The organism is Streptomyces sp. NPDC057445 (assembly GCF_042802855.1).
Taxonomy (GTDB): domain Bacteria; phylum Actinomycetota; class Actinomycetes; order Streptomycetales; family Streptomycetaceae; genus Streptomyces.
Map to the genome: position 1 here is coordinate 236,327 of NZ_JBHVDH010000001.1, position 13,061 is coordinate 249,387.

Genomic DNA, 13,061 nt, shown 5'->3' on the forward strand with positions numbered 1-13,061 from the left:
GCAGTGCTCATCGGGGGGACCATGAGACAGAGGGTCGTGCGCATGGCCCTGGTGGCCGGAGTGACCGTACTGGCTCTGCTGCTCCTGCTGGCCACCTGCGGCGGCGGGGGCAAGGACGGCAACGGCGGCAGGCCGAAGAAGCCGGTGAAGAAGAGCGCCGGCCCCGCCACGACCCTCACCGTTCCCGCCGCGTACGACACCGCCAAGGGCTGGGAGCTCCCGGACACCTCTCCCGATTACGCCATCGCCCGCGAGACCGGTCTGATCGCCTACGTGGTGCGGGCCGGGGACGCCCGATTCCGGCTGCGCACCCTCGACGCGGCGACCGGGAAGCCGGGCTGGTCGGGCGAGCCCTGGTCCGCGCTCGCCGGTCCCGAGACCTTCCCGCGGCTGCTGTCCGTCACCAAGGACGAGCGGCAGTTCTTCGTGACCTGGTCGTTCGGGAAGACACGGCAGGACACCCCCTCCGGCACCTTCGTCTCGCTCGACATCTACGCCGCCCTCGACGGCGCGCGTCAGCGGGTCGAGGTGCCCTGGCCCTCCGCACCGACCGTCTCCGGCAGCGGCCCCGGCATCGTCATCGGCGACGGCGGGGCGCGCAGCGCCGTCGTCGACCCGGTGAGCGGCGAGGTGACCACGGTGGCGCCGAAGGACCTGCGCGCGCCCAAGGGCTGCGCGACCTGCGGTCGGCTGACCGAGGTGCGCGGGCTGACCGCGAAGGGTCTGCTGGTCAGCGGTGCCCGGGAGTTCTGGGTACGGGGCGGCTGGTTCAGCCGGAACGTCGCACCGGCCGGTGCCGACCGGGCCTCCGGCGTACCGACGTCCCTCACTTCCGGCCAGGTGCTCGTCCGCTGGCAGAAGGCGAGGAAGACCAAGCGTGCCGCCACGCACGACATCTGGGCGGTGCACGACGCGGCGACCGGAAAGGCGCTGGTCTCGGCCGAGTGCCACAAGCCGGCGATCGAGCCGGGTGAGTATCCGCAGGCGGTCGTCTCCCCCGAGGGCCGCTATCTGGTCGCCGGGAATCTCGCCTTCGACCTGGAGAAGCGCGCCGGGCACTGTTTCGAGGAGGCGGACGGCACGGGACCGCTGACGCTGACGACGGTGACCGACGAAGGCCTCGCGTACGGGGCGACGAACACCCGCGGCGCGGCGGAGGCGCTGGCGGGCAGTGGCACCCCGTACGAGGTCGACCTGGCGACGGGCCTGCCGGAGGCGCTGTCGCTCAACGCGCGCCTGCCGGGCACCGAGGTGTCAGGGGTCGGGCTGTTCCGCTGGACGGACACGAAGGACCGGCTGCATCTGATCGGCTACGTACGCGCCGAATGATCCGCCGGGCCGGTGGCCGAGCCGGCCTCGGGCCCCGCGGCCCCGGCCCCGTTGGCCCCCGCCCCGGCGCGCCACGGGCGGCACAGCCCCGCGAAGCACGCCAGCGCGCCCACCGCGCACACGAGCTGCACCACGGCCATCGGCACCGCGGTCGCCTCCCCCGCGATCCCGACGAGCGGGGAGGCGATCGCCCCTATCAGGAACGAGGACGTCCCGAGCAGGGCGGACGCCGAACCCGCCGCGTGCGGGGTGCGCATCAGGGCCTGGGCATTGGTGTTGGGGAGCGCGAGACCCATGGCGGACATCAGCACGAAAAGTCCCGCGGCGACCGGCCCGAGCCCGACGTCCCCGAAGACGCCGGAGGTCATGAGCAGCAGTGCCATCGCGGCGACGGTGATCAGGGCGAGGCCAGAGCCGAGCACCTTGTCGAGGCTGACCCGGCCGACGAGCACCTTGCCGTTGATCTGGCCGGCCGCGACCAGGCCGATCGAGTTGAGTCCGAAGAGCAGGCTGAAGGTCTGCGGCGAGGCGCCGTAGATCTCCTGGACGACGAACGGTGAGGCGGAGATGTAGGCGAACAGCGCGGCGAAGGCGAGGGATCCGGCCAGCATGTAGCCGGTGAAGACGCGGTCGGCGAGGAGCCCGCGCATGGTGCGCAGGGCCTGACCGACGCCCCCGCCGTGCCGTCCCTCCTCCGGCAGGGTCTCGTGCAGCCACTTCCATGTGACGAGGGTGAGCAGCAGCCCGACCCCGGCCAGTACATGGAAGACACCGCGCCATTGCGTCACCCGGAGTATCTGGCCGCCTATGAGCGGCGCGATGATCGGGGCGGTGCCGGAGATCAGCATCAGGGTGGAGAAGAACCGGGCCATCTCCTCGCCGTCGTACAGATCGCGTACGACCGCGCGGGCGATGACTATGCCTGCTGCGCCCGCGAGGCCCTGGAGCAGCCGGAAGGCGATGAGCAGTTCGACGCTCGGCGCGAGGGCGCAGACCGCCGTGGCGATGACGTACACGACCATGCCGGCGAGCAGCGGGCGGCGGCGGCCCCACTTGTCGCTCATCGGGCCGACGACGAGCTGGCCGAGTGCCATGCCGGCGAGGCAGGCGGTGAGCGTGAGCTGGACGGTCGCCGCGGGTGCGCGCAGGGATCCGGTGACCTCGGGGAGCGCCGGGAGGTACATGTCCATGGAGAGCGGCGGCAGCGCGGTGAGTCCGCCGAGCACGAGGGTGACGAGGAGACCGGCCCGGCGCGCGGTGGCGACAGGGGCCGGGGCCGGTTCGACGGATGAGGGATCTTCTTGTGTGGTCCGGCCGCTCTCCGGCATCAACAGCTCCTGTCCGTGGGTCCGCCCCCATGTTCTCAGCTCCCCCGGGAAGGTCGAGAACTTTCTGTCCGTCGCTGGGGGCAGGGCAGGGCAGGTCGGCTCCGGTACCGGCCCCGGCCCGGACACGGCCCCGGACACGGTACGGCCACGGTGGTGACACGGGCGCCCGACGCGGTAGGGGACCGCATCGGGCGCCCGTCTGTTCCCCTCCCCGGCAGACGCGCCGGGGTGTGGCTGCTACGCGGGCCGAAGGCCGGGGTTGCCCACCTCGGTGACGAAGGACGCGGCGGTGGTGACGGGCGCGCCGGGGGTCGTGACCGCGGACACGGTCCGGAAGTCGGCCCGTGCCTGCTCGGTGGTGAGTGCGACCGTCACATAGCCGCGGCGGCCGTTGTAGAACTTGAGGTGGGGGTTGGCCTTGGTGAGGTTGTCCCAGTTGGCCGGCTTGTCGGCACCGTCCTTGCCACTGGCTATGGAGGTGGCGACGAACTCGGTGCCGACGGTGCGGGAGGCCGGGTCGTCGAAGTCCTTCTTCAGGTCGAAGGCGTAGCCGACGTGCACATCACCGGTGAGAACGACGAGGTTGTCGATGCCCGCGGCCTCGGCGCCGTCGAGGATCCGCTCGCGGGAGGCGGGGTAGCCGTCCCAGGCGTCCATGGAGAGTCTGAAGTCGGGGCGCGGGACATCGCGCCGCCGGGCGAAGGTGACCTGCTGCGGAACGACGTTCCAGAGGGCGTCCGACGCTTTCCAGCCGTCGAGCAGCCAGCGCTCCTGGGCCGCGCCGGTCATGGTGCGGGCCGGATCCTCGGACTCGGGCCCGGGCTTCTGCCAGCCGTCGCCGTAGGCCTGGTCGGAGCGGTACTGGCGGGTGTCGAGGATGTCGAACTGGGCGAGGCGGCCGAAGCGGAGACGGCGGTAGAGCCGCATGTCCGGGCCTTGGGGCTGCTGGGGCCTGCGCAGCGGCTGGTTCTCCCAGTACGCGCGGTAGGCGGCGGCACGGCGGAGCAGGAACTCCTCCGGCGGGACGTCGTTCTCGGGGGTGTCGCCTGCGTAGTTGTTCTCGGTCTCGTGGTCGTCCCAGGTGACGACGAAGGGGTGCGCGGCGTGCGCGGCGGCCAGGTCGGCGTCGCTGCGGTAGAGCGCGTAGCGCAGCCGGTAGTCCTCGAGGGTGACGGTCTCGCGGTTGAAGTGCGCGGGCAGGCGCCGGTCGGTGTAGTTGCGGGCGCCGCCGACGGCGTTGACCGCGTACTCGTAGAGGTAGTCGCCCAGGTGGAAGACGACGTCGAGGTCTTCGTCGGCGAGATGCCTGTACGCGGTGAAGTAGCCGTCGTGGTACGCCTGGCAGGACACGGCGGCGAGCTTCAGCCCGGAGATCCGGGCACCGGGGCGGGGCGCGGTGCGGGTGCGGCCGGTGGGGCTGATCCATGGGCCGGCGCGGAAGCGGTAGTAGTAGACGCGGTCCGCGTCGAGGCCGGTGACGTCGACGTGGACGCTGTGGTCGAACTCGGGGTGTGCGGTCGTGTTTCCGCGTCTGGCGACGCGGGTGAAGCGGGCGTCGTGGGCGAGCTCCCACCGGACCTGTACACGGGCCTTCGGCATTCCGCTGCCGGGTTCGTACGGGCGGGGCGCGAGCCGGGTCCACAGCAGTACGGACCCGGGCATCGGGTCTCCTGAGGCCACACCGAGGGTGAACGGGTCCTGCGCGAGCTTCTTCGCGTCGAGTTCGGCCGCGCTCGCGGTGCCGGAGGCCGGGAGGCCGGCGGCGAACGCGAGGGCGGCGGCGGCGCCGGTGACGGTGAGGAATCGACGGCGGCCCACGTGACGGGCGGCCGCCCGGAACTCTGCCGAATGATGGTGTGCGGGTGTCATGTACCCCTCCCCTTACGGCTGTTGTCAGTCGCATTGGAGCGGGGGGCGAAGTCCCTCTGCTGTCGGGTACACAACATTCGCGTGTCGGACGGATGAGATCCGGGTTCGCGCACCTGCCGTACGTTGCGGCGGCCCCATGAAGGCAGAGCGTAGAAGTGACGTGATCACCGGAGCGGGTTCCGGTGTGGGCCGGAGTGTCGCGCCGGCCCTGGCGGCCGCGGGCCGGTCGGTGACGCCGGCCGGCCGGCGGGCGGATGCTCCGGGAGAGAGGGCCGCGCTCGCCACGTCGGCGGCGAGCGCGAGGGCCGCCCCGAGCGCCCCCGTGATGCCCGGCGTGGCCTCACGCCAGGACCGGCCCGACGAAGTCCCTGTCCCTGGACGGGCGCCCCTACCGGATCGCCTGCGGCCGGATAGACATCGGCCGGATCGACATCGGCAACGTGCTGACCGAGATGACGACCGGGGGCCTTGTTGATCGGCCCACAGATCGGCCGGCGGTGCGTCAGTGGCCATGGCCGTACCGACGGCCGCGCGCGTCGCCGTCCACCGGTCCTGGCTCTGCGACCACCGCGTGACGACCACAGCTCAACCCGGCTAATGGGACCATGTCGCATAAAATGGCGACTCACATCGTTTGTCACATCACAGAGCTACGAAGTACTCATTCACGCCATGTCCGGCCTGTGGTGTGCGCGGACACCGGGCCGTGAACCGTCGACAGGAGCCCTCGTGGGACCGAGTAGGCGACGACCAGGCACGGCGGCGTCAGCAGGCCGGCCGGATCCGAGCCGGTGGCGTGCCTTGTGGGTCACCCTGGTGGCGGGCTTCATGATCCTGCTCGATGTGACGATCGTCGCGGTCGCGCTGCCCTCGATGCAAAGGGATCTGGGCGCCTCCCCGGCCTCGGTGCAATGGGTGGTGTCCGGGTATGCGCTGACGTTCGCGCTTGCGCTGGTGGTGGCCGGACGTCTCGGCGACGCGATCGGCCGACGCCGGATCTTCCTCGGAGCGCTCGCGGCGTTCGTCCTGTGCAGTATCGCGGCGGGGGCGGCCCCGACGATCACCCTGCTCGTCATCGCCCGCATGGCACAAGGAATCGCCGCCGGCTGCCTCGCTCCTCAGAATTCCGCGCTGATCCAGCAGATGTTCACCGGAGCCGAGCGTGGTCGTGCCTTCGGCTTGTTCGGCGCCACCGTCGGTATCTCCAGTGCGGTCGGTCCGATCACCGGAGGCATCATCCTCGCCTTGGCCACCGGACCCCAGGGCTGGCGCTGGATCTTCTTCGTCAACGTTCCCGTCGGTGCCGTGGCGCTCGTGCTCGGCTATCGGCTGCTGCCCCGCGTCGCCCCGGGCAAGAAGGGACACCTGGATCTGTCGGGCGTCGCCCTGCTCGGCTGCGGTGTCCTGGCAGTCATGCTGCCGTTGGTCCTGGCCGACTCCGGCGGCGTCCGCCGTCTGTGGTGGCTCTTCCCGGTAGGGGCACTGCTGTTGGTCGGCTTCGTGCTGTGGGAGCGCCGAGTCGCAGCCCACGGCGGCGAACCCCTGCTGCATCCACGGCTGATCACCGAAACACGCGGCTACGCCACCGGTGCCGCCCTGGCGACGCTCTACTTCATGGGCTTCAGCGGTGTGTGGATCGTGCTCGCACTGTTCTTCCAGAACGGCCTGGGCTATTCACCGCTGCAGTCCGGACTGGCCGTGACACCGTTCGCGGTGGGCTCCGCGGGAGCGGCCGTCGTAGCCGGGCGGCTCGTGGAGCGGATGGGCAGACTGCTGACCGTGCTCGGCCTGGTCGGCGTCGTCGTCGGGCTCGGCGCGGCGGCCCTGCTGCTGAGGTTCGCCCCGTCATCGGTCGCCGTCTGGGCCGCTGCTCCCGCGCTCCTCGTGGGCGGTATCGGCAGTGGCTTCGTCATCTCCCCGAACGTGACGATGACGCTGCGGGACGTTCCGGTGCGGATGGCGGGCGCCGCAGGCGGCGCGCTGCAGACCGGACAGCGCCTGGGCGGGGCAGTGGGGACGGCCGCACTGCCCGGCACGTACTACCTGGTGCTGGCCTCGAGCGGGGACGACTACCGGCAGGCCGTGGCAGCGTCCGTCGGCGTCGGCATCGCCGCCATCTTCACGGCGTTGGGCATCGCACTGATCGAGTGGCGTACCGACCGCGGCACAACAGCACCCCCGTGCCGACCCGAAGTCGCCCACAGCCACTGCCATGCCACCCACAGCTGAGAGTGGTCGGACCGGACACGTTCGCGCGGCGGGCTCCTCGGCCGGGCTCACGCCGCAGTTGCCCGACCGTTTCTGATGGCCGGTCAAGAGAGCGGGGGCCGACTGCCGATGAGCAGGTCGGCGGAGCGAAAGAGGCGCGGGAGGCGCGATGTGGGACGACCTGATGAATGTGGGCATCTCGTACGGCGAGAAGGCGGTGCGCACCGTGCTGGTCTATCTGGTGATCCTGGTGCTGCTCCGATGGGGTGGGAAACGGGAGATCGCTCAACTCAACACCTTTGACCTGGTGGTCATGCTGTTGCTGGCCAACGTGGTGCAGAACGCCATCATCGGACCCGACGATTCCGTGGCCGGCGCCGCCTTCGCGGCTGCCGTGCTGCTCGCGGTGAACACAGTCATGGTCCGGGCAGCCTCTCTGTCCAGCCGGCTCGGCCGCTTGCTCGAGGGATCGCCCGTCGTTCTCGCGCGCGACGGGCAGTGGCTGCCCACCGCGATCAGGCGCAGCGGGCTGAGCCGCGCGGACCTGGATGTCGCGGTGAAACGGCAGGGCGGCGACGATGTCTCCGAGACCACCACGGTCAGCCTGGAGCCGAGCGGCTCGTTGCTGGTCGGCCTGCGCAAGGGCGACCAGGCCGCCGACAAGAACGACGTCGCCGCGCTGCAGGCGGAGATCGCCGCCCTGCGGCAGCAACTCGCACACCCCGGGCCCGGATCCAGCTCGGACGCAGGGCCATCCTGACGAACTCCCTTTCCCTGGTGCCACCGCCCGGCACCGAGCGGTGAACCTCCTCGACGAGAGCACCTGGAATCAAAGGTCGCCGCAGTCTCCGTGTCTGCTCGCGTTCGCCGGTCACGACGTGGGAGGCCGGGTCCATGCGGCGTCGGAAGCCGAGAGCCGACGGGTGAACACAGCGGTGACGACGAGCAGGAGCAGTGCCAGGCCCAGAGCTGTGGAGAGGCCGACGTGCAGGAGGAGAAGGCCACCGATGAGGGCACCGAGAAACATCGCCAGAACGGACAGGACGCGACGGCCGGGCCGCGGTCCTGCGCCGCCGGCCGCCCTGGAGTCGGCGGCGAGTCCGGTGAGGGTCAGGGTGAGGACGGTCGTGGTGAGATCGGGGACGCCGAGGCGCCGGGCGACCGCGTTCTGCACGCCCATGCCCAGTGCGAGGAGCACGATGAGCACGTACTGGACAGCTGAAGTCACCTTGTTGTCGGTGGCCGCGGCCACGACCACCGTCACGGCCACGAGCAGCACCTGTGACCCGGTGGCGACGGCGAGCAGCCGACCACGATGCGTGCCCAGCCGGACGTGCAGCCGTCCTCCGGCGAGCGCACCGACGAGGAAGGCGCCGAGGGCGGTGACGGACGCGGGGGCCGACAGCCCCTGGGCTCCGGCCAGTGCGAACCCGAGGAACACGACGTTGCCGGTCATGTTGGCGACGAAGACGTGGCCGAGTCCCAGATAGCTCACCGCGTCGACCAGCCCTGTCACGACCGTGAGTGTGAGCATCAGCGGTGGTAGCGGGCCGTGAGGATCCTCCCGCGGCGGGACGAGCGTATGCACGGCATCGGTCAGCAGATTGCGCATGAGGCGCCTTCCTGGCCTCGGCGAACGACGGCCCGCAGGCGGCCTACGGCGGCGGATTCCTCAGGTAGTCGACGGCGGCGGATTCCTCAGGTAGTCGACGGCGGCGAGGTCGTCATTGTCGTGGCCGGCTTCGACGGTTGCCTCCAGACGGTCCCGGACAACTCGGAGCAGCGGACTGGGGGCGGCGGCCGCCGCGGCCAGGTCGATGTCTTTCAGGGCGAGTTGCACCGCGAATCCGGGCGCGTAGGTGGCGTTGTCCATGAGGCCTACTTTCTGCAGCTCGTACGGCATGGCGAGCGGGCCGGCCTCGAGCACCCGGACGAACGTCGCGTGGTCGACACCCAGAGCGTCGCACAGCGCAAGGACATCGCTCATGGCGACCGTCGAGGCAGCCATCCAGGCGTTGACCGCAAGCTTGACGGCGCTGCCCTCGGTCCCCGTCCCGACATGCAGCACGGACGAGCCGAGATCGTCGAGCACGGATCGCGCCCGCTCAAGGGCGTCGTCGGTGCCGGCCGCCAGCCAGACAAGCTTGCCCTGCCGAGCGGGAGCGGTACTTCCCGAAACCGGTGCGTCGAGGTAGGCGACACCATGATCACGAGCCAGACCGGCCAGGGCGCCGGCGCTCCGTGGCCCTACCGTGCTTGCCTGCACCCATACGGCACCTCTGTCGAGCCGGTCGAAGGCGTCCGACATGACCTCCGCGACCGCGTCGCCGTCACGGAGCACAGTGAGGACGACGGACGCGCCGGTGACCGCATCGCCCACCGCGCCCACTGCCGTGACCCCGGCCGCGTCGTCCGCCACCGCACGGGCTCTCTCCTCCGTACGGTTCCACAGCCGCACCTCGTGGCCGGTGTCTCCGAGCCGCCTTGCCATCGCGGCGCCCAGGGCGCCCGCTCCGAGAACGGCGACGGTGGAAGTCTGAGCCATGGAGAACCCCTTTGCGTGTTTCCCCTTACCCATGTTCCACCAGCAAGCCGAGTCTTTCCTGGCAAGGCAACGCAGCGCCTTCACGAGCAGCAGGTCGATAATCGATCGAGTACCGGCCGGGGCAGCGGGATGACCGCCCGCTTGAGCAGCGTGGGCAGCGACGGCCCGGCCCAGTCGGGGCCGGGCCGTCGCCACGGAACCGGGAAGCGCGGCCTCGTCTGCTCAGCCGCCATCAAAAAGAGGGGCAGTCAGCAAGAGGGGCAGTCAGCAAGAAGAACGAGGCGCTAGACGGACACATCCGAGTAATACCAGTTCTGTGAGCCGTGCTCCATCCAGTCCCACTGAGTGATATGAACACCGTTAGCGACGTTGGCCCCTGACGGCGTAACAAATTTCCAGCTGTCGGCCCCACGGATTCCCTTGATCCCGGTGGAGGAGCTCTCATAGTACTTCCACCTCTGCACCGGGCTTCCGGTGCAGGTCCACAGAGTAAGTTCCGCTCCATTTTCCGCACTGTTGCCCTTAGGCGTCAGGCACTTGCCACTGGCTCGGTGAATAAGCTCCCCAGAGGAGGTCCACCGCCACATCTGAAGCCAGTCCCCCCTGCCGTCCGCACCCGTACAGGTCCAGACGGTGATGACGGTCCCATTACTCGTAGCGTTACCCTTAGGGGTCAGACACTTGTAACTGGGATGCCGCACCGCCCCGTAGGGATCGTTAATGTCGGCGCTGGCAGGAGAGCTCGACATCGCGAGCGGAGCCAATGCCATTGCGGCGACGCTGAGAATTCTCTTGAGTAGCATTTCCCCCACCTAGATCAAGCTAAGTTTCGACTCTGCGTGTCGAGCACGGCAGAGTCATGGTTCCCGACCGGGTGCTGCGTTGTACGCCTGGCCGTCAGCCGTTCTCGTACATGCCCCAGTTCTGCGTGGCGGGCACGGAGCTGGAGCAGGACCAGAGGGTCATGTAGGTGCCGTTGGAGGTGCCGTTCCCGTAGCCGGTGATGCACTTGTTGCCGTAGGTGGTGTACGTGTTCGTCCGCAGGTTCAGCCTGTCGCCGACGGTGAAAGTCTGAGCCTCGTTGCGGTAACTACCGCAGTCCCACAGAGTCAGCACGGCACCATTCGTGGCGTACGCGTTGCCTCGGGGGGTCATGCACTTGCCGCTGGGCAGGTGCCTGACGAACCCATCCTCCCAGTACCACTTCTGCATGCTGCTGCCTGTGCAGTCCCAGAAGGTGAGAACGGTTCCGTTGGCAGTGCTGTTGCCTTCGGGGGTGGCGCACTTGACGCCGTTGCTGGGGTAGTTGATGAGGCTGCCCGTGGCGTGGATGTACGCCTGGGCAGACGTTGTGTTGACCATCATGAGCGCGAGGAACACCGCCGCAAATGACGCGATGGTTCTGGCCGTCTTCTTCATTCTGCACATTCCTTTTGAACGTCTTGCTCTCTGGAGGGGACAAGATGCCCCCTCGCCGGGGCACGAGAGGGCACCGAGACGCGGCTGTTGCAGGCCGTAACTGCCATGGCGTATCAGTCACCGGACCGGGTACACGCCCCCGTGGCTGCGCTCACGTCGAGGCGGTGCCTTCAGCAGCAGTGAATCTAGGCCCGAGCGGCGCGCGGTGGTGTGCGTGACGTGCAGGGTTTCTGTGCTCTGCGTGCCGTGGGGTGACCAGGGAGAACGCACGGTGTTCTGTAGGGGTGATCCCGTAGGCTTCGCGGAATGCCCGGCTGAACGCGGTGGCGCTGGAGAAGCCCCAGCGAGCCGCGATCGCTTGAACGGGCTGACCGCTCAGTTCCCCGCGTGCGAGGTCGGCGTGGGCGCGCTCCAGCCGGCTTTGGCGGATATGCGCCGCGACGCTCAGCTGCTGGTCGCCGAAAAGGGCGTAGAGACCCCGCAGGGACATGTTGTGCCGATCAGCGATCACCTGAGGAGTCAGGCCCGGGTCACCGAGGTTGTTCTCGATGAAGCGGTAGATCCGCTGCAGTGTCTCCTGCGCACGGGCCTCGGCAGGCGCCTCGCCAGGGTCACCGAGCTGCTGCGCGAGACACGCGGTTGCCAGTTCGAGGGCGACGGACCCCATCCCGCGCAGCTCCTGGGGGCGACAGCGCGGGCCGTGTGCGAGCAGCGTTTTCAGGAAGTCGGCGAGGATTGCCCCTGACCCCACGTCCGCGGCCAAGCTCTGTGCGAGGAGACGGTCCACCCGGTCCGGGCGCAGCGCCAGGGCCGGACGGGGAATCTGCAGCACGACCGTCTCGACCTGCCCGCCCGTGCAGGCCCCCTCACTCGGTCGTGAGGTGTCCGTGAGCACGAGTCCCCCCGCGACCACCGATTCGCTGCCCCGCTGAGAGATCCTGAAAGCACCTTGCGTGATGAGCGCCAGCTGCAAGTGCTCGGGATCGCCACGCCGGACGTGGGCCGAGGTGCGGCGCGAGAGCACCGGTGAGCAAGCCATGGCGGACAACCGCACCACGCCGAGATCAAGGTCCGTGACACTCGCGCGGAAGTCGGCCGTATGCCGGGTGCTGAGCATGACAGGCATCACTTCGCTGGACACTGTCTCGCAGAACCAATCGAACCTGTCCTCACACGCCACGACAGCATCCGACGCAACCGGCAATCCCATGCGATCCCCCACACCTTGGACGTGGCAGCGAACCAGCCCATTACCGGTTGTCGCACGGCCGTGCTCCGCCCCCACCGCCACGTGATCAATTATCAGACACATCCTTCCGGAGGGTCACGCCGCGGGCGGGGAGCCGGGGCGCGAGGCAGGCCGGGAAGCGCCGGGTCACGCGGCTGCCGCCGCGCACGGGAGCGCCGCGGCGCCGGGCGGGGGAACAGCGCGGGCCGGCCCGGCGTTGAGCGGATCATGACGACGAACGACGGACAGTCCGGGGTGCTTCGCTACACGGCCTTCTCCAGCGATCCCGACGGCGGCAATCCCGCCGGGGTCGTGCTGGACGCCGCCGGGCTGGACGACGGCGACATGCTGGCGATCGCCGCCGAACTGGGGTACTCGGAGTCCGCGTTCCTGACCGCGCCGCCGGAGGGGCTCGGCGGGGAGGAAGGACGGGCCTACAGCATCCGTTACTTCAGCCCCAAGGCCGAGGTTCCGTTCTGCGGGCATGCCACCGTCGCCACCGCGATCGCGCTCGCCGAGCGCATCGGGCCGGGTGAGCTGGTATTCGCGACGCGGGCCGGGACGGTTCCCGTGTCGGTGGCCGAGGAGGACGGCGTGCTCCGGGCCACGCTCACCAGCGTCGAGCCCCACATCGAGGACATCGCCGAGGACGATCTCGCCGAGGCACTCGCCGCGCTCGACTGGCCGGCCTCGGACCTCGAGCCCGCCCTGCCGCCCCGTATCGCGTTCGCAGGCGCCCGCCATCTTGTCGTCGCGGCGGCGACCCGTGCCCGTCTCGCCGATCTCGCCTACGACTTCGCTCGTCTCGAAGCCCTGATGCGTCGCCTCGATCTGACCACGGTGCAGCTGGTGTGGCGGGAGTCCGCGACGGTGTTCCACGTCCGTGACCCGTTCCCCGTCGGCGGTGTGGTCGAGGACCCGGCGACCGGCGCCGCAGCCGCCGCGTTCGGCGCGTACGCACGCGAGCTGGGCGTGGTCCCCGACGACACCGTCCTCACCCTCCACCAGGGCGAGGACCTCGGCCGCCCCGGCCGCCTCACGGTGACCCTGCGCACGGGTGACGCGCGCGTCCGCGTCGGCGGGGCCGGAGCCCGTATCGGCTGATGTGCGAACGGCGCGCAAGGTGCCGGGCACG

At 69.8% G+C, this 13,061-nt stretch carries 11 protein-coding genes and 1 pseudogene; 5 read left to right on the plus strand and 7 right to left on the minus strand.

What is annotated here, in order from left to right; translation table 11 throughout:
• Positions 1–21 precede the first annotated feature (21 nt).
• Positions 22–1,329 carry a hypothetical protein gene (locus ACFU5O_RS01025; RefSeq protein WP_384234787.1) on the plus strand — a complete coding sequence of 436 codons (1,308 nt, stop codon included), beginning with the start codon at positions 22–24 and terminating at the stop codon, positions 1,327–1,329.
• On the opposite strand, the gene ACFU5O_RS01030 is transcribed toward ACFU5O_RS01025, so the two are convergent.
• Complete coding sequence (locus tag ACFU5O_RS01030) at positions 1,311–2,657, minus strand: multidrug effflux MFS transporter (RefSeq protein WP_384234790.1); 1,347 nt, start codon at positions 2,655–2,657, stop codon at positions 1,311–1,313. The genes ACFU5O_RS01025 and ACFU5O_RS01030 overlap by 19 nt on opposite strands.
• A 237-nt stretch (positions 2,658–2,894) precedes the next feature.
• The gene (locus ACFU5O_RS01035; protein ID WP_384234792.1) at positions 2,895–4,526 is read right to left on the minus strand and encodes an alkaline phosphatase D family protein; all 1,632 of its coding nucleotides are present in this window, start codon (positions 4,524–4,526) and stop codon (positions 2,895–2,897) included.
• 136 nt (positions 4,527–4,662) lie between these two features.
• On the opposite strand from ACFU5O_RS01035, the pseudogene ACFU5O_RS01040 reads away from it, so the two are divergent.
• From ACFU5O_RS01040 to ACFU5O_RS01050, 3 genes and pseudogenes are all read left to right on the plus strand, one after another.
• A pseudogene (locus ACFU5O_RS01040) lies at positions 4,663–4,984 on the plus strand (hypothetical protein); the annotation flags it as partial.
• Positions 4,985–5,198: 214 nt separating this feature from the next.
• Positions 5,199–6,755, plus strand: coding sequence for an MFS transporter (locus tag ACFU5O_RS01045; RefSeq protein WP_384234794.1), 1,557 nt, complete (start codon positions 5,199–5,201; stop codon positions 6,753–6,755).
• 148 nt (positions 6,756–6,903) lie between these two features.
• Complete coding sequence (locus ACFU5O_RS01050) at positions 6,904–7,494, plus strand: DUF421 domain-containing protein (protein WP_384234797.1); 591 nt, start codon at positions 6,904–6,906, stop codon at positions 7,492–7,494.
• 111 nt (positions 7,495–7,605) lie between these two features.
• Here the strand turns inward: ACFU5O_RS01050 and ACFU5O_RS01055 are convergent, their stop codons facing one another.
• From ACFU5O_RS01055 to ACFU5O_RS01075, 5 genes are all read right to left on the minus strand, one after another.
• Entirely contained in the window at positions 7,606–8,346 is a 741-nt protein-coding gene (locus ACFU5O_RS01055) for a YoaK family protein (RefSeq protein WP_384234799.1), read from the minus strand.
• A 60-nt stretch (positions 8,347–8,406) separates the two neighbouring features.
• Positions 8,407–9,312 carry an NAD(P)-dependent oxidoreductase gene (locus ACFU5O_RS01060; RefSeq protein WP_384234802.1) on the minus strand — a complete coding sequence of 302 codons (906 nt, stop codon included), beginning with the start codon at positions 9,310–9,312 and terminating at the stop codon, positions 8,407–8,409.
• Between the two features lie 251 nt (positions 9,313–9,563).
• Positions 9,564–10,082 carry an RICIN domain-containing protein gene (locus ACFU5O_RS01065; RefSeq protein ID WP_384234804.1) on the minus strand — a complete coding sequence of 173 codons (519 nt, stop codon included), beginning with the start codon at positions 10,080–10,082 and terminating at the stop codon, positions 9,564–9,566.
• 94 nt (positions 10,083–10,176) lie between these two features.
• Positions 10,177–10,698 (minus strand): RICIN domain-containing protein, encoded by a 522-nt coding sequence (locus ACFU5O_RS01070; protein WP_384234807.1) that lies wholly within the window; start codon positions 10,696–10,698, stop codon positions 10,177–10,179.
• Positions 10,699–10,849: 151 nt separating this feature from the next.
• Positions 10,850–11,908, minus strand: a complete 1,059-nt coding sequence (locus tag ACFU5O_RS01075; RefSeq protein ID WP_384234810.1) for a helix-turn-helix domain-containing protein — start codon at positions 11,906–11,908, stop codon at positions 10,850–10,852.
• A gap of 246 nt (positions 11,909–12,154) precedes the next feature.
• On the opposite strand from ACFU5O_RS01075, the gene ACFU5O_RS01080 reads away from it, so the two are divergent.
• Complete coding sequence (locus ACFU5O_RS01080) at positions 12,155–13,030, plus strand: PhzF family phenazine biosynthesis protein (protein WP_384234812.1); 876 nt, start codon at positions 12,155–12,157, stop codon at positions 13,028–13,030.
• Positions 13,031–13,061 lie beyond the last annotated feature (31 nt).

Bases quoted from the DNA above. Each gene is read 5' to 3' on its own strand.
- ACFU5O_RS01050 (WP_384234797.1), top strand. From the start codon at position 6,904: ATGTGGGACGACCTGATGAATGTGGGCATCTCGTACGGCGAGAAGGCG.
- ACFU5O_RS01030 (WP_384234790.1), bottom strand. From the start codon at position 2,657: ATGCCGGAGAGCGGCCGGACCACACAAGAAGATCCCTCATCCGTCGAA.
- ACFU5O_RS01065 (WP_384234804.1), bottom strand. From the start codon at position 10,082: ATGCTACTCAAGAGAATTCTCAGCGTCGCCGCAATGGCATTGGCTCCG.
- ACFU5O_RS01070 (WP_384234807.1), bottom strand. From the start codon at position 10,698: ATGAAGAAGACGGCCAGAACCATCGCGTCATTTGCGGCGGTGTTCCTC.
- ACFU5O_RS01060 (WP_384234802.1), bottom strand. From the start codon at position 9,312: ATGGGTAAGGGGAAACACGCAAAGGGGTTCTCCATGGCTCAGACTTCC.
- ACFU5O_RS01045 (WP_384234794.1), top strand. From the start codon at position 5,199: ATGTCCGGCCTGTGGTGTGCGCGGACACCGGGCCGTGAACCGTCGACA.
- ACFU5O_RS01080 (WP_384234812.1), top strand. From the start codon at position 12,155: ATGACGACGAACGACGGACAGTCCGGGGTGCTTCGCTACACGGCCTTC.
- ACFU5O_RS01075 (WP_384234810.1), bottom strand. From the start codon at position 11,908: ATGGGATTGCCGGTTGCGTCGGATGCTGTCGTGGCGTGTGAGGACAGG.
- ACFU5O_RS01025 (WP_384234787.1), top strand. From the start codon at position 22: ATGAGACAGAGGGTCGTGCGCATGGCCCTGGTGGCCGGAGTGACCGTA.
- ACFU5O_RS01035 (WP_384234792.1), bottom strand. From the start codon at position 4,526: ATGACACCCGCACACCATCATTCGGCAGAGTTCCGGGCGGCCGCCCGT.
- ACFU5O_RS01055 (WP_384234799.1), bottom strand. From the start codon at position 8,346: ATGCGCAATCTGCTGACCGATGCCGTGCATACGCTCGTCCCGCCGCGG.